The organism is Acetohalobium arabaticum DSM 5501, assembly GCF_000144695.1.
Taxonomy (GTDB): Bacteria; Bacillota; Halanaerobiia; order Halobacteroidales; family Acetohalobiaceae; genus Acetohalobium; species Acetohalobium arabaticum.
This window is the reverse complement of the sequence record NC_014378.1, coordinates 1,693,322-1,718,184: the sequence shown is the minus strand read 5'-3', so window position 1 is coordinate 1,718,184 and position 24,863 is coordinate 1,693,322. Positions and strand designations below refer to the sequence as shown.

Sequence of the window (24,863 nt, the reverse complement as noted above, 5' to 3'; positions counted from 1 at the left end):
AGGGGGAGCGACAATGAGGGAAGTTAAATTAGAAGCTACAAATGAAGCTGAAGCAATTCAAAAAGCACTTGAAGAATTGGAACTACAAAAGGATTATAGTCGAGACGAGCTGGATATTAAGGCAGAATTAATAGAAGAGGAGAAAGGATTTTTAGGCTTTGGAGCGAAGAAGATTTATCAAGTTCAGGTTTCTATTCCTGAAGATGGAGAGGAAAAAGCTTCAGAAGAGGTGGAGGAAAAAGTTGAATTTCAGGATGGAGAAGTTGACTTAATTGTTAATGAAGAAGGAATTTTTATTCAATTAACTCCGCCACAGGGTAATGGAGAAGAGGTTAGCCTTGTTCAGATAGAAGATTTATTAGAAGCAAAAGAGATAACAGAAGTGGATTATGACCAGGTCAGTGAAGCCTTGACTGAGGATATCTATAATGAGCCGATACAGGTTGCACAGAGGAAGCCGGAATTAGACCGGGATGCTGAGATTGGAGTGAATCTCAAGAATGATGGAATGGAAGCTTATTTATCAATTAAGCCTGCTTTAGGAGGAAAGAAAGCAACTCTAGAACGAATCAAATCTGCTTTAGCAGAGGCAGGAGTTGCATTTGGAATTAAAGAACAGAAATTAAAGGATTTAGTTGATGAAGATGGAGTCTTAAAACAGGAAATAGAAGAAGTATTGATTGCTAAAGGAGCTGAACCAGTAAAGGGTAGCCCGGCAGAGATTGATTTTAAGTTTGATCTTGAGAGTGAAGAGCGGCAGGTGCGGGAATTAGAGAATGGGAGTGTTGACTATCTTAATTTAAATAAGATTAATAATGTTAAGCCTGGTGATGTATTAGCGACTAAAACTCCATCCCAATCGGGTAGTCCTGGTACAACAGTAACTGGGGATAAGGTCGAACCTGAACCAGTGGAAGATAAATCTATTCCTGCTGGCAAGAATACTAAACTTAGTTCTGACAGTTTAACATTGGAATCAGAAATTGAAGGACAGGTAATCTATGAAAGAGATAAGATAGATGTAGTTCCCGTCCATACAGTTCAGGGAGATGTTGATCTGTCAACAGGCAATATTAAGTTTGTTGGTACGGTGGTTATTGAAGGTGATGTGATCGATGGGATGAGGGTTGAAGCCAAAGAGGATATTCAGGTTAAGGGGAGTGTACATGCTGCTGAATTAGAAGCCGGAGAAGAAATTTTAGTTAAGAATGGATTTATAGGTAAGGATAAAGGAGAGCTTAGTGCTGACGGAGATATTAAGGTTAAGTTTATAGAGAATGGCAGAGTAGTTACTGATAATGATTTGATAGTTACAGAAGCAATTATGCATAGTGATATAGATGCTGCTAGAATAATTAGAGTTGAGAATAAGGGCCTGATTGTAGGAGGAAAGATAAGAGCCGGTAGAGAGATAGAGGCTAAAGTTGTAGGTTCCAATTTAGGTACTAAAACGGAGTTATATGTAGGTGTTACTCCTGAACTGCGGGACAAATATAATCAGTTAAAGGATGAACTGGCTGATTATCAACAGGAATTAGAAGAAGCAGTAAAGACAATTAAGTATCTTAAGAAGAAACAGGAGCAGAATGATGGCCAGCTATCTGATCGAGACAGAGAAGTTATGGGGCAGAAGACTAGAGCTAGATTTCAGACTGCTAAAGAGATTGAAGACTTAAAAGAAGATAAAGAGAGTCTTGAAAAGAGATTGGATGAAGGGAAAAACGGCAGAATTAAGGTACAGGATACACTCCATTCAGGAGTGAAATTAACTATTGGTACTGAGGTGAAAAGGATTAGTAAAAAGCTGACCAATGTGCAGTATTATATAGAAGACGGAGAAGTAAATAAAGGTTCTTACTCCTAAAAATTAGGGGGTGATATAGATGGGAGAGTTTATTACTCCCCATACCCGGATACCCCGTTCAATTGAAGCCGGCAAGATGCAGCAGCAAGAGCTAGCAAATCAGATGCAGAAAGAGGATATCAAAAAGCAGCAACAGGTTAATGAAGCCGATGATGAAGAACAGAATTCAGATCAAGAGGGAATTAAGGGTACTTATATCGATATTAAAGCATAAAAGATTAGGGTTGGAGGATAAAATGTTAAAAATATTAATTTTGAGTCTAGGAATTAGTTGTATAGCAGCTTCCTTATTTCTGGCTTATCGCCAAGAAAAGAAGGTTGGACATGAGCTAAGAAAGAGAGAAGTGAGATTGAATCGGTTATTACAGCAGGTTAATAATCTTTTAGATAGATTAGAAAAGCAGTATTCAACACTAGAAGAAGAACAGAAATCGGATTTTGTTGATACTTTAGATTTTAAGTTAAAAGAAGATTATCACCCGGACAAAAAGGTAGAAAGTATAAACCAGAACCTAAATAAGGAAGATAGAAAGAGAGAAGATGCTGCAAAGACCGAAAAACATAAGCAGATCAATGAATTGTTAAATTCAGGATTTAATTATTCTGAGATTGCTCAACATCTGAATATGGGGCGTAGGGAAGTAGAATTAATCCATAAGTTAAATGACTGAGGGGAGATTTAATTGGCTAGAAAAGTTTTATTAGGAATCGGAATTTTATTAACAGTGGTTGGATTATTGTTGATTGCAACTGATAGCTTAGAGCTTCAGCAACCTGGCGAGACTGATGAGAAACAGGTGAAGCAGAAAATAGATAAAAAAAGAATAATAAGAGAGGCTACTGAATTAGGAATGAAGTTTCCCGAAGATTTATCAAAGGAAGAAATTAAGCATCAAGCCAAACGGGTAGGATTAAAACTTAATTCTAACAATATAACATCAGAAAAAGAAAGTAATGACAATAAGCCGGTCAGGATTGAGATTACTAGTGGAGCAACAGCAGGTCAAGTTGTACAGAAATTATACCAGAGTAAAATTATTAAGGATAGACAAGCACTTCTAGAATTGATTAAGAAAGCAAATCTAGAAAATAAGATTTTAGCAGGAGAGTATGAATTTGATTCTGATATATCTGTAGAAAAAATTTTACTCAATATAACAGGAAATAGAGATCAGTAATTAATTATTTTTTAAATGAACTAGTTAATTACCGATCTTATTTTTTGTGAAAAAGATTGATATTATATGTATTTTGTGTTATACTACTTAATGTATGTAAAATATATCACACACATCTTCTGATCCTTATTAGGGTGCCCGCTAATTGTTAGCTGGGTTTAATAGGGAGCTGACGAAGGTGGAGGATTAAACCCAGAGAGGAGGTGTAGGTAATGTCTGTTGTAACTATGAAGGAAATGTTAGAGTCAGGAGTTCATTTTGGACATAAGACTAGACGTTGGAATCCTAAAATGGAGTCTTATATCTTTACTGAAAGAAATGGAATCTATATTATTGACCTTCAACAGACTGAAAAGTTAGCTGAGGAAGCGTATAATTTTGTACGTGACTTAGCTAGTGAAGGCAAGCAGATTCTTTTTGCTTCTACTAAAAAGCAGGCTCAGGAGACTATTGAGCGGGAAGCAACACGATGCGGTATGCCGTATGTTAAAGAAAGATGGTTAGGCGGTATGCTGACTAACTATCAAACGATCAGTAAGCGAATTGATCGTTTAGAAGAGCTAGAACAGATGGAAGAAGACGGGCTCTTTGAAGTTCTACCTAAGAAAGAAGTTATGGAGCTTAAACGTGAGCGTGACAAGCTAGTTAGATTCTTAGGTGGAATTAGAGATATGGATGGTCTTCCTGATGCTATTTTTATTGCTGACCCACGTAGAGAAGAGATTGCTGTGGCTGAAGCTAATAAGTTAGGAATTCCAATTGTAGCTATTGTAGATACAAATTGTGATCCTGACTTAATAGATTATGTAATTCCTGGTAATGATGATGCTATTCGAGCTGTTAAGCTTTTGACAGGAATTATGGCTGATGCAGTATTAGAAGGTAAGCAGGGCAAACAAGAACAAGAAGCTGAAGTTCAAGAAGCCCAGGTTGAAGCAGAAGATGTTGCAGAAGTCGAAGAAGAAGTTCAAGAAGATACTGCAGAAGTTGAAGAAACTAAAGAAGCTGAATAAATTATATTGAGTATATGATGATATAAATAAGGGTGTTATAGAGGATAAGCTCCTATATAACGCCCTTTTCTTAAGCCTAAATTGAAGGAGGGTTTAAAATGGGAATTTCAGCAGCTGATGTTAAAGAATTAAGAGCAAAGACTAGTGCAGGAATATTGGACTGTAAGAAGGCCTTAAAAGAAACTGATGGTGATATGGAAGAAGCAGTAAAGTATCTGCGGGAAAAAGGTATTAGTGAAGCAGAAGAAAAGTCAGAACGTACGGCAGCTGAAGGATTAGTTCACTCTTATATACATATGAATGGTACAATTGGAGTTTTGGTTGAAGTTAACTGTGAGACTGACTTTGTAGCTAAGAATGATGCCTTTAAAGAATTAGTCAATAATATTGCTATGCATATAGCTGCCGCTAATCCGAAATATCTATCGAGGGAAGATGTACCTGAAGATGTTATTGAACAAGAAAAGGAGATGCTTGAAAAGCAGGCTCTTAATGAGGATAAACCGGAACATATAGTAGAACAGATAGTTGAAGGGCGGTTAGAGAAGTTCTTTAACCAGAACTGTTTACTAGAACAGGAATATATTCGTAATGATGATAAAACAGTTCAGGAATTACTTACTGAAAAGATTGCTGAACTGGGAGAAAATATTAATATTAGAAGATTTACTCGTTATGAGTTAGGCGAAGGTATTGAAGTTGAAGAAGAAGACTTTGCTGAAGAAGTTAAGAGCGAAGTAGGAGAGTAAAGCTGAAAAGTAAAGAGTAAATTTAATAAAGAGAACACATTAATGTGTTCTCTTTTTAAATAAAATACTTTTTTAAAAGGAGTTTTAGATATAGGTATCGAATTGTGTGAAAGACTGGGGGTTTTTTAATGGCTGAAGCTGAATTTTCAAGAGTAATTATTAAACTAAGTGGAGAAGTATTAAGCGGTAATCAAGAATACGGTATTGATCCTGAATTTATTAACTCAGTTGCTCAAGAGATAAAAGAAGTTAATGAGACAGAGGTAGAAGTAGCTATTGTAGTAGGCGGCGGGAATATCTTTAGAGGTGTAGCTGGTAGTGCTAAAGGAATGGATCGCGGTACTGCTGACTATATGGGAATGTTGGCTACTGTAATTAATGCTTTAGCACTTCAAGATGCTTTAGAGAAGTTAGAGATTGAAACTAGAGTACAGACTGCCATTGCTATGCGGGAAGTAGCAGAACCTTATATTCGCCGTCGGGCCATTCGCCATTTGGAAAAAGGCCGGATAGTTATCTTTGGAGCAGGAACCGGAAATCCCTTCTTTTCTACTGATACTACAGCAGCTCTGCGGGCAGCCGAAATTGATGCAGATGCTATTTTAATGGCTAAGAATGTTGATGGAGTTTATGACTCTGATCCTGTAGAGAATCCGGATGCTGTAAAGTTTAAAGAGTTGAATTATATTGATGTAATTAATCGCGGCTTAGGAGTTATGGATTCTACTGCTGTTTCTTTATGTATGGATAATGAAATTCCAATTATTGTTTTTGGACTTAAAGAAATGGAGAATATAAAGAAGGTAGTTACTGGAAAAGAGATTGGTACTTTTGTCCGCTAAATTAGGGTTTTTAATAAGGAGGAATAAAGATGATTAAGCAAGTAGAAAAGAAAACCCAACAGAAGATGGAAGAAGTGATTGATGAAGTTAAAGATGATTTTGATCAAATTAGAACTGGTCGAGCTAAACCTTCTTTAATAGAAGGGATTACTGCTGATTATTATGGAACGAAGACTCCAATCAATCAGATGGCTAAAGTTTCGGCTCCTGAACCGCGGCAGTTAGTAATTCAGCCCTGGGATGATGGTGTACTAGAAGATATTGAAAAAGCAATTATGAAGTCTGATCTGGATTTAAGTCCTAATAATGATGGTGAAGTAATTAGAATTAATATTCCTAAATTAACGGAAGAAAAAAGAAAGGAGTATGTTTCTTTAGCCAATGATAAAGCAGAAGAACATAGGATAGAAATTCGGAATCTGCGCCGAGAAGCAAATGATGAATTAGAAGAATTAGAAACTGCGGGAGAGATTTCAGAAGATAATTATCATCGAGGTTTGGAGAATATTCAAGACTTAACTGATGAATATATTGCTAAGGTTGATGAGTTATTAGACAAGAAAGAGGAAGCGATTTTAGCAATATAAAAATTTTTAATTGGCCGTTTGGAATTATATAATTAATTTTTAATGTCTTAAGTTAGGGTTAGTAGAAAGAAGTTTAATGTAGTATGTAACGACCCCCTCTTTAAAAACAGAGGGGGTTATGTTGTAATAATAGGAGGTAGGATGATGGAGACTGAAGAAATGCCGGAACATATAGCTGTTATTATGGATGGGAATGGGCGGTGGGCTAAAGAACAGGGCCTATCCCGCAGTGCTGGACATAAAAAAGGGGTGCAGAAATTAAAGAAGATTATAGAAATAGTAAATAAATTAGAAATTGAACACTTGACTGTATTTGCATTTTCAACCGAAAATTGGAAGCGGCCTAAAAAAGAAGTGGACTTTTTAATGAGACTGTTCCATCGAACTTTTGATAATGAAGTTTTAGATTTACATAATTCTGATGTCAGAATTAGAGTTTTAGGCCGCCGGCAGGGTCTACCGGAGAATATTAAGGCTAAGATCGATGAAGTTGTGGATTTAACCAATAAGAATCAAGGTTTGAACTTGAATATTGCTTTAAATTATGGCGGGCGATCTGAAATCATTGATGCTGCCAAGAGTTTAGCTGCTAAAGTGAAGAATGGTACAGTAAAGTTAGATGATATAGATGAAGAAGAATTAAGTAATGAACTTTACACAGCAGATATACCGGATCCGGAATTATTGATTAGGCCCAGCGGGGAAAAAAGAATCAGTAACTTCTTGTTATGGCAGTCTGCTTATGCTGAATTCTGGTTTACGGATACATATTGGCCTGAGTTTGATAAAGAGGAGTTATTGGAGGCTATAGCTGAATATCAGAGGCGGGAACGGAGATTTGGTGGACTAAAGGAAAAGGACAGTAGGTGATCTAGATTGTTAAACAGAAGAGTCGGTAGTGCTCTAATTGGAATTCTATTATTAGTCTTTATTTTAAATACAGGTGGGCTGTTATTTTTAGTAGCTGTCTTATTATTAGCAGCAATTGGTTTAAATGAGTTTTATGAACTAGCTGCTGTTAAGGGGGCTAAACCTAATAAGATATTAGGTATAGTCAGCGGATTGTTTTTATTAGTGATGGGGTATCTGGACTTTAAAGGATTAATTATTAATTCTAATCTATATTTAGGAATAGTTTTGGTCTTATATATATTATTGTTAAGTAATTTATTTAAAGAGAATCGCCAGACAGATTCTCCGATTCTGGATACTGCAGTTACTTTATTAGGAATTATATATGTTGGCGGTTTATTCTTATACTTGATTCTGATTTATAATTTTAGTTCTGGAGGAGTAAATATAGGTAAGAGGTTAATCTGGCTTCCGATTTTGGCTACCTGGATAACTGATACTTTAGCTTACTTTACTGGGCTGAATTTTGGCCGCCATAAATTAGCACCTAATATAAGTCCTAATAAGACAATTGAAGGAGCAGTAGGAGGCTTAGTGGGAAGCATTCTGTTGGTGGCAGTGGCGGGATTATGGCTTCCGCTTAGTTTTTTAGATCTAAAAAATAGGATTATTCTGGGGACCTTAGTGGGAATAGCTGCACAACTTGGTGATTTAGTAGAGTCGGCTTTTAAACGGGATGCCCAAATAAAGGATTCTGGCAATTTAATTCCGGGCCATGGCGGAGTTTTAGATAGGTTTGATAGCTTATTATTTGTTTTACCGGTAACCTATTATTATTTCCAATTATTTAGCTAAATATATTTAGGAGTGAAGGTTGATGAAACCTACTTATAAACTGGGGCTGGGAATTTTAGGTATAGCCTTATTAAGTCTTATATTTTTCGAATACTTATTAATTTATTTTCTCCCTTTTATAATTGCCTTTTTAATTGCTTCCTTAATTGAACCTATTGTTGAATTGCTGCAGACGAAATTGAGATTAAATAGAGGACTGGCGGTTACCATCTGTTTAGGGATTATATTAATTATTATTATATTACTGATTACTATCTTCTTATCCAGATTATTTGTTGAATTGACTAAACTGGCCAATAATATTCCTGAATTCAAGACTTTAGGGGCAAGAGCCCAATGGGTAGTCAAGCAGAATCAGAATTTAAGTAGATTATTATTGGAACTGGAACTGCCGGAAACAGTCAAAGAGGTTATCACTCAGAATTTGGAGCATCTTTATCAGCAGTTAAGAAGTATGATTCAAAGAGGAATTACTACTTTTTTGGAGCTGTTGAGAGGGCTGCCGAAATTTATTACAATTCTGTTGGTCAGTTTAATATCTACTTTCTTTATCAGTCGTGATAAAGAATTAATTAATCAAACAATTCTAAGAGCATTTCCCCGACCATGGCATAAAAATATTAATAAATTGGAATCAGAAATCATGAGTGCTGCAATTGGTTTTATTCGAGCAGAATTAATTTTGATTTCGATTACTACTGTACTTATGATTACAGGATTATTATTGTTAGGTAGTGATTATGCTATTAGTTTAGGTTTAGTAGCAGGCTTATTGGACTTGATTCCAGTAATTGGACCTAGTTTAGTTATTTTGCCTTGGGCTGGTTATTCTATGATTATTGGAGATATTAGTTTTGGAGTTTCTTTATTAGCAGTTTTAATTACAGTAGCAGTAATTAGACAGCTAGTAGAAGCAAAGGTAATTGGCGAGAATATAGGCATTCATCCGTTAGCTACTTTAATTTCTATGTATCTAGGAGTTCAGATATTGGGAATTGGAGGATTCTTCATTGGGCCAGCAATCTTAATTCTTCTGCGGGCAATAATTCGAGCCGGATTTGCTTCTGTTTTAATTGAATAATTGATTGGAGGAATTATTATGAAGACAGTTACGATTTTAGGTTCTACAGGTTCGATTGGGAAACAGACTTTAGAAGTAATTAGAAAGTTAGACTTAGAGTATGAGCTTACAGCTTTAACTGCTAATAGCAATGTAGAAGTTCTGGCAGCTCAGGTTAGGGAATTTAAGCCTAAGTTTGCTGTTTTAATGAATGAAGAGGCTGCTAGTGAGTTAAAATATAAATTGTCAGATTTGGAAACTAAAGTTTTAACTGGTAAAGAGGGCTTAATTAGAGCAGCAACTGTTGATCAGGTAGATTTAGTAATTAATTCGGTAGTAGGAGCAGCAGGGTTGATGCCTACTTTAGAAGCTATAGAAGCAGGTAAAGATATTGGATTGGCTAATAAAGAAACGCTGGTAGTAGCTGGAGAATTGGTCATGGCTAAAGCTAAAGAGAATGGAGTTCAAATATTACCAATAGATAGTGAACATAATGCTGTCTTTCAAGCATTGGCCGGTGAGGATAGAGAAGTTATTGAAAAGATAATTCTTACAGCCTCAGGAGGGCCATTTAGAGGCAGTACCAAACAGGAACTGGCTGATGTAACTGTTGAAGAAGCTCTAGACCATCCTAATTGGGATATGGGCGGAAAGATTACGATTGATTCAGCTACTTTGATGAATAAAGGATTAGAAGTGATTGAAGCCCGGTGGCTGTTTGATGTTGAGTTTACTGATATTGAGGTTGTTGTTCATCCCCAAAGCATTATTCATTCTCTAGTCCAGTTTAAGGATACTTCCATAATAGCCGAGCTAGGACTGCCTGATATGAAGGTTCCGATTCAGTATGTATTGACCTATCCGCAGCGGCAGGAAAATAATCTCGAGAGATTGAATTTAGCTGAAGTAGGAAGGCTTGATTTTGAAGAGCCGGACCGCGAATTATTTCCCTGTCTTGATTATGCTTATCAGGCGGGTGAACTTGGAGGTACTATGCCTGCAGTTTTAAATGCAGCTAATGAAGTGGCTGTGGCCAGATTTTTAGCGGGAAAACTTAAATTTATTGAGATCCCGAAGGTAATTAAACGAGTTATGGAGCAGCATCAGATAGTTGAAAGTCCTAATTTAACAGAAATATTAGCTGCTGATAGCTGGGCTAGGACTCAAGGTGAAAAGGAGGTTGAAGCCTTTTGTTAACTACAGTAGTATCATTTGTAGTTGTGATTAGTATTTTAATCTTTGTTCATGAGTTTGGTCACTTTATTGTTGCCAAGAAGACAGGAGTATTAGTGGAAGAATTCGCTATTGGAATGGGACCAAAGTTAGTTGGAAAACAGAAAGGGGAGACTCTTTATTCAATCCGTTTATTTCCTTTAGGCGGTTATTGTAAGATGACAGGAGAGTTTCCAATTGATGAGGAAGAAGATGAAATAGAGGATGTAAAACAATATCGGCAGGCTTATCGGAATGAAAGATGTCTGTTCCAAAAATCTGTTTTTGAGCGAATGGCAGTTATCTTTACAGGGCCATTAATGAATTTTCTGTTAGCAGTGGTAGTCTTCAGTTTGATCTTTTCTGTTTTTGGAGTGCCTGTTTCAGGCTCATCTTCGACAGTAATTGGAACTGTTCTGCCTGATAAACCGGCTAAAGAAGCCGGACTTCAGGCCCAGGATAAGATTGTTGCTGTCAATGATCAGCAGGTAAATAACTGGGAAGAACTAGCGGCTTTAATTAATAAAAATCCGAATCAAGAGATTAAAGTTACAGTCAAGAGAAATGGAGATTTTAAGTCCTTTCAGGTAACTCCTGAATTGGATTCGGAAAGGGATATAGGCTTGATTGGGATTATGCCTCAGCTGGTACGGGAACAGGCCGGTATCTTTAAGTCAATTAAATTAGGGGTTCAACAGACTTTAGCAGTAACTGTAGGAATTATTAGCGGTGTCTGGCAGATGATTACTGGTCAAATGTCCTCTAGTGTTGCTGGACCAGTAAAGATAGCACAACTGGTAGGGGATGCAGCCCAGGTTAGTATTCTGAAAGTATTAAATCTAATGGCAATTTTAAGTGTTAATTTAGGAATCTTAAATTTGCTTCCTTTTCCTGCTTTGGATGGAGGGAGACTGGTCTTTTTAGGGATTGAAGTTGTTAGAGGTAAAGCTGTTGATCCAGAAAAGGAAGGCTTTGTCCACTTTATAGGTTTGGTATTATTATTAATTTTAATGGCAATTATTGTTTATAGAGATATAGTTGATATCTTCTAAAGATAGAGAGGTGTTTGAATGTTAACCGAGCATGTTACATTAGAGACTTTAATTACTGATAGCGTAGCTAAAAAGCATCTGCCCCAGGGTGGACTGCGCCATGCTGTAATCACAGCTGAAAATGCTTTTGAATTAGCAAATGAACGGCAGTTATGTGTAGATATAGCTACTAAGGCCGGACTGCTACATGATATAGGACATACTACCTGGGAACATCAAGGTGAGTGGGATTATGAGTCTTATAATTATTATGATATTCATACTATAAAAGGGGCAGAAAGAGCCCATGAATTATTAATCTTTAAAGGTGAAGATTTAAGCAAGGCTAGAACAGTTGCGTTAGCTATTCTCTTTCATAGTGATTCAAGTCCTATCAGTGAGAATGTTGAGTTAACTCCGCTTCAACAGTTAGTCTTTGATGCCGATGATATGGATGAGTTAAAGGATAAGGAACGACATAATTTAGAGATAGATTTTGCTGAGGCCTTAGAGAGGGTACGTCGGCTTGATATGTTAGTCTATCAGAGTTTGCAGAATTGTAGTGCTCTGCAGTGTAAAGACTGTAATGGTAGAGTGGGTGAAACAGATGCTGAGAAAAGAGATTAAACAGGTAGAGATAGGAGATGTTAAGATCGGGGGAGATGCTCCTATTTCTGTCCAATCAATGACTAATACTGATACCAGAGATGTAGCGGCTACAGTAGAACAGATTAGAAAGTTAGAGAAAGCCGGCTGTGAACTGATTAGAGTTGCGGTTCCTGACCAGGATGCTGCTGAGAAGGTAGACGAAATTAAGGCTGCTATCGATATTCCGTTGATTGCTGATATTCACTTTAATCACCGATTGGCTTTACGTGTTTTGGAATTAGGAATTGATGGGCTGCGGATTAATCCCGGTAATATCGGTGGTGAGGATAAGATAAAAGCAGTAGCTTTAGCAGCTAAAAAAAGAGAAGTTCCTATTAGAGTAGGAGTCAATGCTGGTTCCTTAGAAGAAGGGTTATTGGCTGAGTATGGTTCTCCTACTTCAGAGGCAATGGTTGAGAGTGCATTACAGAATATTAGATTATTAGAAAAATACGGTTTTAATGATATTATTATTTCGCTGAAGGCTTCTGATGTAGATATGACCAAAGAAGCTTATGAATTGATAGCAAAGAAGGTTAATTATCCGCTTCATTTAGGAATTACAGAAGCAGGAACTGAATGGGCGGGAACAATTAAATCAGCAGTCGGTTTAGGAATTATCCTCAATAAAGGATTAGGTGATACGATTAGAGTTTCCCTGACAGGAGATCCGGTGCAGGAAGTTAGAGTTGGATATGAGATTTTAAAGTCACTTAATCTGCGCCAGAAGGGGCCGGAGATTATCTCCTGTCCCACCTGCGGAAGATGTGAGATTGATTTGATTGAAGTAGCCAATGAGGTAGAACAGAAGATACAGAATTTAGATCTTAATCTCAAAGTAGCCATTATGGGCTGTGTAGTCAATGGACCGGGAGAAGCTAAAGAGGCAGATATTGGAATTGCTGGTGGTAAAAATGTTGGGCTATTATTTAAAGAAGGAGAGGTAATCAGAAAAGTATCGGAAGATGAGTTGATAGCTACTTTATTGACTGAAATAGATAAGATGAAGTAGATTGGAGGTTAAGTAATGGAGATAGCTGCAGTAATTCCAGCCTATAACGAAGAAGAGCGAATTGCAGAAGTAGCTAAGGTAGCTATTCAACATAACTTAATTACAGAAACTATTGTAGTCAGTGACGGTTCTACTGATAATACAGCTTTAATTGCTAACAGATGTGGAGCAGAAGTTTTAGAATTGAGTGAGAATATTGGTAAAGGTGGAGCAATGCAGTTAGGAATAGAAGAGACTGAAGCAGAAATCATTCTTTTTTTGGATGCAGATTTAATTGGTTTAAAGGAGAAGCATCTTGATAAGTTATTAAAACCGCTTATTAATAACAAGGTTAAAATGACAGTTGGAGTCTTTGGAGAAGGAAGATTTACTACTGATTTAGCCCATAAAATTGCTCCTTTTCTATCAGGCCAGCGCGGAATTAGACGGGAGATACTACAACAGATATCCAATTTAGATTTAACTAAGTTTGGAGTAGAAGTCGCTTTAACTAGATATGCCAACGAAGCTGGAATTAAGACCAAACAGGTTAGATTAGAAGATTTAACCCATGTAATGAAGGAAGAAAAGTTGGGCTTCTGGCAGGGGCTTATAGCCCGATTGAAGATGTACTGGGAGATGCTTAAAGGGGTTCGGTGGAGCTGAAATTTTAATGATATAAGTAGTGTTGTTACTTGGCAGCCAAGTAACAACATTTGATTTTAAGGAGTGGTTTTGATTCTGAACTATGTTGAGATCTTATCAAGACTAGTATTAGCTATATTATTAGGGGGGATGGTAGGTTGGGAACGAGAAAGTAGTTCTCGACCAGCAGGCTTTAGAACTAACATTTTAGTCTGTTTGGGTTCAGCATTAATAATGGTTGTGTCGCTTAAATTTTATGGTCTTTTTGAAGCTGCACATTCTAATGATCCGGGACGAATTGCAGCACAGGTAGTTAGCGGGATTGGTTTTTTAGGGGCAGGAACTATTATTAGAGAAGGCTTTGCAGTTAAGGGATTAACAACAGCAGCTGGATTATGGGCTATTGCAGGCGTTGGTCTAGCAGTTGGAGCCGGTTTTTATTTCAGTGCTATTAGTGCTACTGTATTAATTATTATGACGCTGACTATCTTAAGTATTATTGAAAAGAAGATTACTCACGGGAATAGAGAAAAGAAGTTACGGATTAAAGCTTATGATCAGCCGGGGGAGATTGGCAAGATTGGTTCAGTATTAGGAGATCATAATGTGCATATTCTTGATTTAAGTATTGACCATATCCGCAATGAACAGAATATATATATTAATTTACGGGTTAGACTGCCAGCGGATTTTGATGCCAACCAGGTAATTCCGCATCTAACTCAGACTACTGGGGTAATTCAGGTTGAACTTAAGGATGACTCAGGTTAAGGGAGTGTCTCAATGTTAAGAGTTTATATTGAAGCGGCTAAAGAAAATATTATTCAACAGGAATTGGCTACTGAGCTGCTTACTGCATCTGATGTCGATTTATCTGCACAGATTAAATTTAAAAAGATTGTTCTGGAACCTGAAACTAAGAGATTGGAGATCTATGGTCAGGCTGCAAAATTTTTAAAGGAAGAAGGATTAACAGGAACTATTGCTGAGATTATAGAAAGAAAGATAGATCCAATTCAGCAGGTGAACTGTTACTTTAATTATTTTCGGGCTGATCTATCTTTGGAAGAGCGATTGGAAAATAAGTGGTCTGGAATAGTAACTACAGTAGCAGATGAATTTCCCATGACCAAAGGCTGGCTGTTAGAAGCTAAGTGGGAATTAGTAGATAAGCAGCAGTTAATAGTTCAGGTTAAGAATAAGATGGGAATAGAAAAACTCCAGGCTAAAAAGTGTGATGTCTTAATCTCTGATTTGATAGCTGATAGATTAAATCAAGAGGTTACAGTAGAGTTTGAATTAGGGGATTTTAGTAAAGAAGTAAAGGCCTTATCCAAACAGCAGCAGCAGGAAAATGAAGATTATGTTAATAATTTAATGGCTGCAGTTGATTCACAGATGGAGAATCAGACTGGTTCGTCAGACGGAAATAATTCTAATAACAGAAGTGAGTCTAAGATTATTATGGGGAAAAAGATTAAATCAGAGGTAACGGATATTGAAGATCTACAGAGTGAAGAACGGAGCGTAACTATTCAGGGAGAGGTTATCAATTTAGAGATTAGAGAATTAAAGAGCGGTCGAAACTTAGTTATCTTTGCTATTACTGATACTACTGATTCGATTACGGCTAAAGTATTTGAAGATAAGGATGGTAAAGTAGCTTCGAATATTTCTGAAGGGGACTGGCTTAGAGTTAGAGGTAGAGCCCAGATTGATAAATATACTCAGGAATTGACAGTGATGCCGCGGGATGTAAGTAGGTTTCAGCCGGAAATAAAAGAGGATCAGGCTGAAGAAAAGAGAGTTGAACTCCATCTCCATACACAGATGAGTGCGATGGATTCAGTAGTTGAATTAGAAGATGTAATTGAGCGGGCAGCAGATTGGGAGCATCAGGCTTTAGCAATTACTGACCATGGAGTAGTTCAGTCATTTCCTGAGGCTTACAATATTGCTGATGATCTTGATTTGAAACTGGTTTATGGTCTAGAAGCATACTTAGTTGATGATGGAGAGCCGATCGTGATCAATGAGGCTGATGTTGAACTGGAAGAAACAGAATATATAGTCTTCGATCTAGAGACAACGGGCTTCAATCCCTATCATAATGAGATAATAGAGATTGGAGCAGCTAAAGTTAAAGATGGTAGAATTATAGATAGATTTGGTACATTAGTCGATCCAGAAACGGAGATTCCTGAGCGGATAGTGGAATTGACAGGAATCGATAACAGCATGGTAGCCGGAAAGCCAAAAAAAGAGGAAGCATTAAATGAGTTTCTGGATTTTGTAGGAGAAGCAACAATTGTAGCCCATAATCTATCATTTGACCGTAACTTTATCAACAATAAGCTGCAGGCTATCGGCGAGTCTGCGTTGGATAATTCTGCTTTAGATACCCTTAACTTAGCCCGAGCTCTGCTGGATTTAAAGAGCTTTAAGTTAAATAGACTGGCAAAAGAGTTTGATAAATCACTTGATAATCATCATCGGGCTGTTGATGATGCCGAAGTAACAGCAGAAATTTTATTGGAACTATTGGATATTTTAAAAGAAGATGGTGTTACTCATCTAACCGAAGTTAATGAATTAAGCAGTGAGATTGATTATAAGCGTCTCCGCCCTTATCATGCAGTTATTTTAGTTAAGAATCAGCAAGGACTGAAGAATCTATATAAACTGGTTTCAAAGGCCCATATTGAAACCTTTCACCGGGTACCGCGGATTCTAAAGAGTGATCTTTTAAAGCGGAGGGAAGGGTTGATTATCGGCAGTGCCTGTGAGGCTGGTCAGCTCTATCAAGCCATTGTTAATGGTAAGGATGAGAGTACCATCAGAGAAATTGCTGAATTCTATGATTATTTAGAGATTCAACCACTAGGCAATAATCAATTCTTAATTGAAAATGAACAGGTTGATTCTAAAGAAAAACTAAAGGAGATTAACCATCAGATCTATCAACTGGGACAGAAGCTGAATAAACCGGTAGTTGCTACTGGCGATGTCCACTTTCTCGATCCTGAGGATAAGATCTACCGTGAAATTTTGATGGAAGGACAGGGCTTTGATGATGCTGAAGATCAGGCTCCGCTTTATTACCGGACAACTGAAGAGATGTTGGATGAATTTGATTACTTTGAGCCTGAGGTGGCAAAAGAGGTAGTAATCGATAATCCTAAACAGATTGTAGAAGAGGTTGAAGAGGTTAAACCGGTACCGGATGGATTATTTACTCCTGAAATTGAAGGAGCAGTAGAAGAGGTAAAACAGATGACTTACAATAAGGCCCGATCAATCTATGGCGATGAGCTGCCGGAGTTAGTAGTCAACCGGCTGGAGAAAGAATTAGATGCGATTATCGGTAATGGTTTTGCAGTTATCTATCTTATCTCTCATAAGTTAGTTAAAAAGTCATTAGATGATGGATATTTAGTTGGATCGCGGGGTTCAGTTGGTTCTTCTTTAGTAGCAACAATGTGTGATATTACGGAAGTAAATCCACTGCCGCCGCATTATGTCTGTCCTAAGTGTAAATATTCTGAGTTCTTTACTGATGGTTCTGTCGGGATTGGTGTTGACCTGCCGGATGAGGTCTGTCCGGAATGTGGAGCAGACTTAATCAAGTCTGGTTCGGATATTCCATTTGAAGTCTTTATGGGCTTTGAAGGGGATAAAGTACCTGATATTGATCTTAACTTCTCGGGAGAGTATCAGCCTGAGGTTCACCGCTATACGGAAGATCTTTTTGGTGAGGATCATGTCTATAGAGCAGGGACTATTTCTACTATTGCTGACAGGACGGCTTATGGATTTGTGAAGGGCTATATGGATGATCGCAGTCTTACCTTACGGAAGGCAGAAGTTAATCGATTAGTGGATGGCTGTACAGGTGCCCGCAAAACTACCGGTCAGCATCCTGGGGGACAGATGGTAGTTCCCCAGGATAAGGAGGTCTTTGACTTTACTCCGATTCAGCGGCCGGCTAATGATCAGGATTCGGATGTGTTGACAACACATTTTGATTATCATTCAATCAGCGGCCGGATTCTAAAACTGGATATTTTAGGCCATGATGATCCAACAACGATTAGAATGTTACAGGATTTAACAGGAGTTGATCCTACATCAATTCCGCTGGATAATCCTGAAACTATGGCCATCTTCTCTAAAGTAGAACCGTTAGGGGTCAGTAAAGAAGAAATAGGTACCACTGTAGGTAGCCTAGGTATTCCGGAGTTTGGGACTAGCTTTGTTCGGCAGATGCTGGAGGATACGCGCCCGACTACTTTTGCTGAATTGGTGCGAATCAGCGGTCTCTCCCACGGAACTGATGTCTGGCTGAATAATGCTCAAGATCTGATTGAGGAAGGGACGGCTGAATTATCAGAAGTTATCTCAGTGCGGGATGATATCATGAATTATCTATTACAGAAAGGCGTAGAAGCCAGTAAGGCTTTCTGGATTATGGAAGATGTACGACATGGAGAAGGATTAACGGAAGAACAAGAACAGACAATGCGGGATAATGATGTTCCTGATTGGTATATTAAGTCCTGTAAAAAGATTAAGTATATGTTTCCGAAGGCTCATGCTGTAGCCTATGTAATGATGGCCTTCAGAATTGCTTTCTTTAAGGTTCATTATCCGGAAGCCTTCTATAACACTTACTTTACAATTAAGTCTGCTGATTTTGATGCCCAGATAGTTCTTCAGGGTAAAGACTTTATTAAAGAGAAGATCCAAGAAATTAAAGCTAAGGGGAATGATGCTACTCAGAAGGACAAGAATACTTTAACTGTGCTGGAGATAGTGATTGAAGCCCTAGTTCGAGGGATTGAATTTGTAAGTGTTGATCTTTATGATTCAGAGGCTGAAAAATTTCAAATTACGAATAATGGCTTAAGACCTCCCTTGATTACTTTACAAGGATTAGGTAAGAGTGCAGCTGAGAGTATTATTCAGGCTCGAGAGGAAGGAGAGTTTAGTTCGATTGAAGATTTAAAGAATCGAACTAGCATTAGTAAAACAGTAATTGAAGTAATGAAAGAACACGGCTGTCTTGATGGATTACCAGAGACAAATCAGTTATCCTTCTTTCAGTAATAGGGAATAGGACTTGCAAAAATTTTAATAATGTGCTAAAATATTATCTGGATACAATGTGTATATTTTTAGTAGTTAAGAGTGGGTTGGGCGACTATCCCACTCTTTCCTTGTATTTTTAGATGAATAAATTGATCGTTATTATAGAATAATGGCAGTCTGTTAGTAGAAAACTAGGTAGTAAAGGAGGGAATAATATATGGGACAGAAGATAGCAGATTATATATTTGATTTAGCCCGACCAATTGTTGAAGACCATGGTTTAGAATTAGTTGATACAGAGTATCAGAAAGAAGGACAAGACTGGACTGTAAGGGTCTTTGTTGATAAACCGGAAGGGGTTACTTTAGATGACTGTCAGAAGATTAGCCGGGAGATTAGTGATCGGCTGGATATTGAAGATCCTATCGAAAAGTCATATATATTGGAAGTTTCATCACCTGGTCTGGATCGGCCGTTGAAGGATGAGGAGGATTTTAAGAGATTTACCGGCCATTTAATCGATGTTTCTACATATGCTCCAGTCAATGGAGAAAAGTCATTTACTGGAGAATTATTGGAGATAATCGATGATAAAGTTAAGTTAAAGCTTGATAATGATGATGTGGTTGAGATTTCTAGAGATAAGATTGCAAAGGCGAATTTAGCTCTGGAGTTTTAAGGGTTATGAAGGGGGCGTAAAGATGAATATAGAATTGATTCAGGCATTAGAGGATATTGAAAAAGATAAGAATATTCCTAAAGAGATGCTGCTTGATGCTCTGAAGGCAGCATTAGAATCGGCCTATAAGAAGAATTTTGGTTCGAAGCAGAATGTAGAAATTGAGATTGATGAAGAAAACGGAGAAGTAAATGTTTATTCTAATAGAGAAGTAGTAAAGGAAGTTGATAATCCTAATTTAGAGATGTCGCTGGAAGAAGCTAGAGAAATTGATCCTAACTATGAAGCAGGAGATGTCGTTTCTGTTGAAGTAACGCCGGCTAATTTTGGGCGAATTGCTGCTCAGACTGCTAAGCAGGTGGTGATTCAACGTATTAGAGAAGCAGAACGGGATATTATTTATGAAGAATTTGCTGATATGGAAGATGAAATTATTACGGGAATTATTCAGCGGAATCATAAGAAGAATGTAATTGTAGATCTAGGGCGCACGGAAGCTATTCTAATTCCTCCAGAACAGATTCCGAATGAGAATTATGAACCGAGTGAAAGAATTAAAATCTATATTGTGGAGGTTAAACAGACGACAAAGGGGCCGAATATCTTGGTATCGCGGACTCATCCCGGACTATTAAAACGGCTCTTTGAACTGGAAGTGCCGGAGATTCATGATGGAGTTGTCAAAATTAAGGCAGTAGCCCGGGAAGCAGGATTCAGATCTAAGATAGCTGTTGATTCTACTGAAGCTGAGGTAGATCCTATCGGTTCCTGTGTTGGACCTAATGGTATGCGGGTGCAAGCAGTAGTTGATGAATTGAATGGAGAAAAGATAGATATTGTTAACTGGAGTGAAGATCCAGCGGAGTTTATTGCTAATGCTTTAAGCCCGGCTGAAGTTACTGGAGTTGAAGTTGATGAAGAAGAGCAGGTGGCTGTAGTAGTTGTCCCTGATTATCAATTATCCTTAGCTATCGGTAAAGAAGGACAGAATGCACGTCTAGCAGCTAAATTAACCGGATGGAAGATAGATATTAAAAGCGAATCCGAAGTAGATGAAGAAATATTGGAGAGTATGGATGATGTTGAAACTGATGGAGAAGAAGGTTCTAATTTTGACTTTACAGAAGTTGATTTAAGTGATGGCCTCAGTTAAACTAAAAGGTCTTTTAAATAGATTTATTCTGTAAGTAGGATAGTTTGTATAAATTAGTTGGAGGTGAGCAATATGGGGAAGATACGAGTTTATAAATTAGCGGAAGATTTAGGATTAGAAAGTTCAGAAGTAATAGATATTTTAAATGAATTAGGTGAAGAGGTCAGCAGCCATATGAGTACTGTTGAGGATGAAACAGCTGATTTAGTAGCTGAAATGGTAAATGAAGAAGCAGCAGAAGATACAAAAACTGAAAGCGGTGACGATGTGATAGAACTTGAGACATCATTAACAGTAAAAGAATTAGCAGAAGAAATGGGTGAAGAGCCTAATTCCTTGATGCAAGAATTAGTTGGATTAGGAATCATGGCGACGATTAATCAGGAACTGGATGAAGAGACGATTGAGACTGTGTTAGCAGAGTACGGTTATGAAGTTGAATTCAAAACTGAAGAAGAGGAAGAAGGGACTTCTTATAATGAATTAGTCCAAGATATAGATGATGATCCGGAAGATATAGAAGAAAGAGCACCGGTAGTTACAGTTATGGGCCATGTCGACCATGGTAAGACTACACTTTTAGATGCTATTCGTGAAACTAATGTTACAGAAAGTGAAGCTGGAGGAATTACACAGCATATCGGTGCCTATCAGGTTGATGTTGATGGTGAAAAGATTACTTTTTTAGATACTCCCGGTCATGAAGCCTTTACTTCTCTTAGGGCTAGGGGAGCTCAGGTGACTGATGTTGCTATTTTAATTATAGCAGCTGATGATGGAGTGATGCCGCAGACAGTAGAGGCTATTAACCATGCTAAAGCAGCTGATGTGCCGATTATTGTAGCTATTAATAAGGTTGATAAGCATAATGCTCAACCAGAGAGAGTAAAGCAGGAATTAACTGAGTATGAATTGGTACCAGAAGAATGGGGCGGAAATACTATCTGTGTTCCGATTTCTGCACTCCAGAAGCAGAATATAGATGAATTACTGGAAATGGTTATCTTAGTTTCAGAAATGGAAGAATTAAAGGCCAATCATGACCGTCCAGCCAATGGTGTAGTTGTAGAGGCGGAACTGGATAAAGGACGGGGACCGGTAGCTACAGTTTTAATTAAGAACGGAACTTTAAAGATTGGAGATCCGATAGTTGCCGGTTTATCCTATGGTACGGTAAAGGCCTTGGTTAATGATCAGGGTGAAAGAGTTAAAAAGGCAGGACCAGCAATGCCAGTAGGGGTTTTAGGTTTTAATTCTGTACCCCAATCTGGAGATCTATTACAGGTGCTTGAGGATGAAAGAGAAGTTAGAAAGCTGGCTGAAAGACGCCAGGATGAGAAGCGACAGGAAGATTTAAGCCAGAAAAAGACAGTTACACTTGATGATTTATATGATCAGATTCAAGAGGGAGAGATCAAGGATTTAAATATTATTATTAAAGGTGATGTTCAGGGTTCTGTAGAAGCAATCAAAGAAGCGCTGCTGCAGTTGAGTACTGATGAGGTACAGGTTAATGTAGTCCACAGCGGCGTGGGAGCAGTTCGAGAAGCAGATATCATGTTAGCTACTGCCTCTAATGCTATTGTGATCGGATTTAATGTACGTCCTGATGATAATGCCCGTCAGGCAGCTGAAAAAGAGCAGGTGGATATTCGGACCTATCGTGTGATCTATAAAGCTATAGAGGATATTAGAGCCGCCATGGAGGGTATGTTAGAACCTGATTATAAAGAGATAGTTCTGGGTCGAGCAGATGTAAGAGATACCTTCAGTGTACCAAAGGTAGGAACAATAGCTGGAATTTATGTAACTGACGGTAAGGTCAACCGCAATGCAAATGCCAGGTTACTAAGAGATAATGTGGTTATCTTTGAAGGAGATATTGCTTCTCTGAAGCGGTTTGAGGATGATGTACGGGAAGTAGATGAAGGATATGAATGCGGGCTAGGTTTAGAGAACTTTAATGATATTAAAGTTGGAGATACAATTGAGATTTATGATTATAAAGAGATTAAACGAACTCTTTAAAATATAGGAGTTGATTGTAATGGGTAACTACCGCCCTCGACGAGTAGCAGAATTAATAAAAAAAGAAGTAAGTCAGATGTTACAGCAAGAGATTAAAGACCCGCGAATTGGATTTGTAACAATAACTGATGTAGAAGTTTCCGAGGATTTACGACATGCTAAGGTATTTGTCAGTGTCTTGGATGCTGAGGAGACTAAAGAAGAGACTATGGAAGGTTTGGAGAATGCTGTTGGATATATCCGGCGAGAGCTAGGCCAGCGAATAAGGCTGCGCCATACTCCAGAAATCCTATTTAGATATGATGATTCAATTAAAAGAGGTGCCCGAATCTTTGAAATTTTGAAGGATCTAGATCAGGATGAAAAAGAGGCAGATAAGAAGGAATGATTAATTATGAGGAAGTATCAAAGCTTACTTAACTCTCTGGAGAAATATGATAGTTTTTTGTTAACTACTCATGTTAATCCTGATGGTGATGCAGTCGGTTCGCTGTTAGGTTTGAAGTATATTCTGCAGTCTTATGCTGATGAGATTGATCTTGTAGTAGAGGATTCTGTACCTGAGTATTTAAGTTTTCTGTCCGGAACTGAAGATATATATTTATCTGATGAATTGGCCAATACAGAAAGAAAAACTGATTATGATTTAGTATTTGTAGTTGATTGTGGTGATCTGGAGCGGATCGGGAAAGTAGCAGACCTAATTCCTGAGGGTAATAAGATAATCAATATAGATCATCATGATGATAATCAGGAATATGGTAGTTATAATTATGTTGATTCTACAGTATCATCAGCTGGAGAATTGGTCTATGATTTAGCAGTAGAGCTGGGAGCCAACTTTAAAAAGGATTTTGGAATGGCTATTGCAGCGGCGATTATTACTGATACAGGTAACTTTAAGTTTTCGAATACTACTCCTAAAGCCCACCGTATTATTGCTGATATGCTGGAGTTAGGGATTGATACGAAAAGGATTATTAAGGAAGTCTATCAGCGGGAAAGCTATGGCGGATTGAAGTTAAAAGGAAAGGTATTATCCGATCTTAAGCTGGCTGGAGATCGAAATATCGCTTGGGCTAGCGTTAGCCAGCAGGATTTGGATTTATTTGAAGTTGACTGGGAAGATACAGAAGGGTTAGTCAATTCCATAAGAGGTGTTAAAGGAGTAGAAGTAGGGGTTCTGTTTAAGGAAGTAGCTGAAGAGAAGATTCGAGTTAGTTTTCGATCAAATGAATACTTTGCCGTTAATGAATTTGCCCATCAATTTGAAGGCGGGGGACATCCTAGAGCTGCTGGATGTACTGTTATGGCTCCGCTGGCTGAAGCAGAAGAGAGAGTGATATCTAAATTAGAATCTGAATTGGGTGTTAAGAACCAATGAAGGGGATAATTAATTTTAATAGACTGATCTGTTAAAGGGGAGCTTAATTATGGAGATTATTAACGGAGAAGAAATTAAATCTGAAACTGAATCTGTAGTTGCTGCTTTGGGTGCTTTTGATGGAATTCATTATGGACATCAGCAGTTAATAGATGAGGTAATTACTACTGCAGATAGATTAAACTGTAAAGCAGCCTTATTTAGTTTTAAACCACATCCTTTATCTGTAGTTGCTCCTAGCAAGGCTCCTCCCTTAATAACCAGCTGGAAACAGAAGTATCGTATTTTAGAAGAGTTAGGACTGGATAAAGTCTATTTAGTTGAATTTACAGCTGACTTTGCTAAGTTAGACTTTAAAGGGTTTGTTCGGGATTATCTGGTAGCTGGAATTAATGTTCATAAGGTGGTAGTTGGCGAAGATTTTCGGTTTGGTTATCAAGGATTAGGTGATACGATTAAATTAAAGAAGTTAGGGGCAGAATTTGGTTTTGAAGTTAAAGTAATTGATTCAGTTACTATCGATAATAAAGTTGTTAGCAGTACTTATATTAGGGAATTAATTGAAGCAGGTAGATTGCAGGAAGTAAAGACTTATTTAACGCGTAATTATTCGATAGAGGGCAAGGTTATTGACGGAGATAAGCGCGGAAGAGAATTAGGCTTTCCTACTGCTAATCTAAAGCCTGTAGCTGATTATATTATTCCCAAGTCCGGAGTTTATGCTGTCTATGTCTATTTAGAGGGAACAAAGATGGCTGGAGCTGCCCATGTAGGTTCTTGTCCTACCTTTAATCAGGATGAATTGAGCATTGAAGTGAATATCTTTGATTTTGATGATGATATCTATCAAGAGAAGATTGAAGTGGAGTTTGTTGAGGGGCTGCGTAGTGAAATGGAATTTAACTCCCGGGATGGGCTAATAAAGCAGATAATGAAGGATATAGCTGAAGCCAAGGATATTTTAGAAGTTTAAAAATGAGTTTACAATTGTAATGCTGTATGTT

24 protein-coding genes are annotated in these 24,863 nt (G+C 37.8%); all 24 read left to right on the top strand.

Annotated features, from left to right (window positions below; translation table 11 throughout):
- Positions 1–13: 13 nt before the first annotated feature.
- The 24 genes from acear_RS08340 (at position 14) to acear_RS08225 (ending at position 24,832) form a co-directional block, all read left to right on the top strand.
- Positions 14–1,864: a FapA family protein gene (locus acear_RS08340; protein ID WP_013278567.1), complete on the top strand. Its 1,851-nt coding sequence runs from the start codon at positions 14–16 to the stop codon at positions 1,862–1,864.
- 19 nt (positions 1,865–1,883) lie between these two features.
- Positions 1,884–2,078 (top strand): hypothetical protein, encoded by a 195-nt coding sequence (locus tag acear_RS08335; protein WP_013278566.1) that lies wholly within the window; start codon positions 1,884–1,886, stop codon positions 2,076–2,078.
- A 22-nt stretch (positions 2,079–2,100) separates the two neighbouring features.
- Positions 2,101–2,535, top strand: a complete 435-nt coding sequence (locus acear_RS08330) for a DUF6115 domain-containing protein (protein ID WP_013278565.1) — start codon at positions 2,101–2,103, stop codon at positions 2,533–2,535.
- A 12-nt stretch (positions 2,536–2,547) separates the two neighbouring features.
- Entirely contained in the window at positions 2,548–3,042 is a 495-nt protein-coding gene (locus tag acear_RS08325) for an MltG/YceG/YrrL family protein (RefSeq protein WP_013278564.1), read from the top strand.
- A 212-nt stretch (positions 3,043–3,254) separates the two neighbouring features.
- A complete protein-coding gene (gene rpsB / locus acear_RS08320; protein WP_013278563.1) occupies positions 3,255–4,055 on the top strand; it encodes a 30S ribosomal protein S2 in 801 nt (266 codons plus the stop codon).
- Positions 4,056–4,153: 98 nt separating this feature from the next.
- Positions 4,154–4,804 (top strand): translation elongation factor Ts, encoded by a 651-nt coding sequence (gene tsf / locus acear_RS08315; RefSeq protein WP_013278562.1) that lies wholly within the window; start codon positions 4,154–4,156, stop codon positions 4,802–4,804.
- 128 nt (positions 4,805–4,932) lie between these two features.
- Positions 4,933–5,646, top strand: coding sequence for a UMP kinase (pyrH, locus tag acear_RS08310; protein ID WP_013278561.1), 714 nt, complete (start codon positions 4,933–4,935; stop codon positions 5,644–5,646).
- Positions 5,647–5,675: 29 nt separating this feature from the next.
- Positions 5,676–6,233, top strand: coding sequence for a ribosome recycling factor (gene frr, locus acear_RS08305; RefSeq protein ID WP_013278560.1), 558 nt, complete (start codon positions 5,676–5,678; stop codon positions 6,231–6,233).
- 144 nt (positions 6,234–6,377) lie between these two features.
- Positions 6,378–7,103: an undecaprenyl pyrophosphate synthase gene (locus acear_RS08300; protein WP_013278559.1), complete on the top strand. Its 726-nt coding sequence runs from the start codon at positions 6,378–6,380 to the stop codon at positions 7,101–7,103.
- Positions 7,104–7,109: 6 nt separating this feature from the next.
- Positions 7,110–7,940, top strand: coding sequence for a phosphatidate cytidylyltransferase (locus acear_RS08295; protein WP_013278558.1), 831 nt, complete (start codon positions 7,110–7,112; stop codon positions 7,938–7,940).
- A gap of 22 nt (positions 7,941–7,962) precedes the next feature.
- Positions 7,963–9,021, top strand: coding sequence for a sporulation integral membrane protein YtvI (ytvI, locus tag acear_RS08290; protein ID WP_013278557.1), 1,059 nt, complete (start codon positions 7,963–7,965; stop codon positions 9,019–9,021).
- A 15-nt stretch (positions 9,022–9,036) separates the two neighbouring features.
- Positions 9,037–10,197 carry a 1-deoxy-D-xylulose-5-phosphate reductoisomerase gene (locus acear_RS08285; RefSeq protein WP_041667677.1) on the top strand — a complete coding sequence of 387 codons (1,161 nt, stop codon included), beginning with the start codon at positions 9,037–9,039 and terminating at the stop codon, positions 10,195–10,197.
- Positions 10,191–11,264 carry an RIP metalloprotease RseP gene (gene rseP, locus acear_RS08280; RefSeq protein ID WP_013278555.1) on the top strand — a complete coding sequence of 358 codons (1,074 nt, stop codon included), beginning with the start codon at positions 10,191–10,193 and terminating at the stop codon, positions 11,262–11,264. The genes acear_RS08285 and rseP overlap by 7 nt, the downstream gene beginning before the upstream one ends.
- Positions 11,265–11,282: 18 nt before the next feature.
- Positions 11,283–11,870: an HD domain-containing protein gene (locus tag acear_RS08275; RefSeq protein WP_013278554.1), complete on the top strand. Its 588-nt coding sequence runs from the start codon at positions 11,283–11,285 to the stop codon at positions 11,868–11,870.
- Complete coding sequence (ispG, locus tag acear_RS08270; RefSeq protein WP_041667676.1) at positions 11,854–12,903, top strand: flavodoxin-dependent (E)-4-hydroxy-3-methylbut-2-enyl-diphosphate synthase; 1,050 nt, start codon at positions 11,854–11,856, stop codon at positions 12,901–12,903. Before acear_RS08275 ends, ispG begins: the two co-directional genes overlap by 17 nt.
- Positions 12,904–12,918: 15 nt before the next feature.
- On the top strand, positions 12,919–13,548 hold the full coding sequence (locus acear_RS08265; protein ID WP_013278552.1) for a glycosyltransferase family 2 protein: 630 nt from the start codon (positions 12,919–12,921) through the stop codon (positions 13,546–13,548).
- Between the two features lie 63 nt (positions 13,549–13,611).
- On the top strand, positions 13,612–14,298 hold the full coding sequence (locus acear_RS08260) for an MgtC/SapB family protein (protein WP_280956766.1): 687 nt from the start codon (positions 13,612–13,614) through the stop codon (positions 14,296–14,298).
- Between the two features lie 12 nt (positions 14,299–14,310).
- Positions 14,311–18,633: a PolC-type DNA polymerase III gene (locus tag acear_RS08255; RefSeq protein WP_013278550.1), complete on the top strand. Its 4,323-nt coding sequence runs from the start codon at positions 14,311–14,313 to the stop codon at positions 18,631–18,633.
- 199 nt (positions 18,634–18,832) lie between these two features.
- Positions 18,833–19,294, top strand: coding sequence for a ribosome maturation factor RimP (gene rimP, locus acear_RS08250; RefSeq protein ID WP_013278549.1), 462 nt, complete (start codon positions 18,833–18,835; stop codon positions 19,292–19,294).
- 22 nt (positions 19,295–19,316) lie between these two features.
- Positions 19,317–20,447 (top strand): transcription termination factor NusA, encoded by a 1,131-nt coding sequence (nusA, locus tag acear_RS08245; protein WP_013278548.1) that lies wholly within the window; start codon positions 19,317–19,319, stop codon positions 20,445–20,447.
- A gap of 72 nt (positions 20,448–20,519) precedes the next feature.
- Positions 20,520–22,475, top strand: a complete 1,956-nt coding sequence (gene infB, locus acear_RS08240) for a translation initiation factor IF-2 (protein ID WP_013278547.1) — start codon at positions 20,520–20,522, stop codon at positions 22,473–22,475.
- A gap of 19 nt (positions 22,476–22,494) precedes the next feature.
- Positions 22,495–22,863 carry a 30S ribosome-binding factor RbfA gene (rbfA, locus tag acear_RS08235; protein WP_013278546.1) on the top strand — a complete coding sequence of 123 codons (369 nt, stop codon included), beginning with the start codon at positions 22,495–22,497 and terminating at the stop codon, positions 22,861–22,863.
- Between the two features lie 6 nt (positions 22,864–22,869).
- Positions 22,870–23,859: a DHH family phosphoesterase gene (locus tag acear_RS08230; RefSeq protein WP_013278545.1), complete on the top strand. Its 990-nt coding sequence runs from the start codon at positions 22,870–22,872 to the stop codon at positions 23,857–23,859.
- A 49-nt stretch (positions 23,860–23,908) separates the two neighbouring features.
- The gene (locus tag acear_RS08225; protein WP_013278544.1) at positions 23,909–24,832 is read left to right on the top strand and encodes a bifunctional riboflavin kinase/FAD synthetase; all 924 of its coding nucleotides are present in this window, start codon (positions 23,909–23,911) and stop codon (positions 24,830–24,832) included.
- Positions 24,833–24,863 lie beyond the last annotated feature (31 nt).

Coding starts and splice junctions, on each gene's coding strand:
- rpsB (WP_013278563.1), top strand. CDS start 3,255: ATGTCTGTTGTAACTATGAAGGAAATGTTAGAGTCAGGAGTTCATTTT.
- acear_RS08255 (WP_013278550.1), top strand. CDS start 14,311: ATGTTAAGAGTTTATATTGAAGCGGCTAAAGAAAATATTATTCAACAG.
- nusA (WP_013278548.1), top strand. CDS start 19,317: ATGAATATAGAATTGATTCAGGCATTAGAGGATATTGAAAAAGATAAG.
- frr (WP_013278560.1), top strand. CDS start 5,676: ATGATTAAGCAAGTAGAAAAGAAAACCCAACAGAAGATGGAAGAAGTG.
- acear_RS08265 (WP_013278552.1), top strand. CDS start 12,919: ATGGAGATAGCTGCAGTAATTCCAGCCTATAACGAAGAAGAGCGAATT.
- acear_RS08275 (WP_013278554.1), top strand. CDS start 11,283: ATGTTAACCGAGCATGTTACATTAGAGACTTTAATTACTGATAGCGTA.
- acear_RS08335 (WP_013278566.1), top strand. CDS start 1,884: ATGGGAGAGTTTATTACTCCCCATACCCGGATACCCCGTTCAATTGAA.
- ytvI (WP_013278557.1), top strand. CDS start 7,963: ATGAAACCTACTTATAAACTGGGGCTGGGAATTTTAGGTATAGCCTTA.
- rbfA (WP_013278546.1), top strand. CDS start 22,495: ATGGGTAACTACCGCCCTCGACGAGTAGCAGAATTAATAAAAAAAGAA.
- acear_RS08225 (WP_013278544.1), top strand. CDS start 23,909: ATGGAGATTATTAACGGAGAAGAAATTAAATCTGAAACTGAATCTGTA.
- pyrH (WP_013278561.1), top strand. CDS start 4,933: ATGGCTGAAGCTGAATTTTCAAGAGTAATTATTAAACTAAGTGGAGAA.
- acear_RS08340 (WP_013278567.1), top strand. CDS start 14: ATGAGGGAAGTTAAATTAGAAGCTACAAATGAAGCTGAAGCAATTCAA.
- tsf (WP_013278562.1), top strand. CDS start 4,154: ATGGGAATTTCAGCAGCTGATGTTAAAGAATTAAGAGCAAAGACTAGT.
- rimP (WP_013278549.1), top strand. CDS start 18,833: ATGGGACAGAAGATAGCAGATTATATATTTGATTTAGCCCGACCAATT.
- acear_RS08230 (WP_013278545.1), top strand. CDS start 22,870: ATGAGGAAGTATCAAAGCTTACTTAACTCTCTGGAGAAATATGATAGT.
- acear_RS08300 (WP_013278559.1), top strand. CDS start 6,378: ATGGAGACTGAAGAAATGCCGGAACATATAGCTGTTATTATGGATGGG.
- acear_RS08330 (WP_013278565.1), top strand. CDS start 2,101: ATGTTAAAAATATTAATTTTGAGTCTAGGAATTAGTTGTATAGCAGCT.
- infB (WP_013278547.1), top strand. CDS start 20,520: ATGGGGAAGATACGAGTTTATAAATTAGCGGAAGATTTAGGATTAGAA.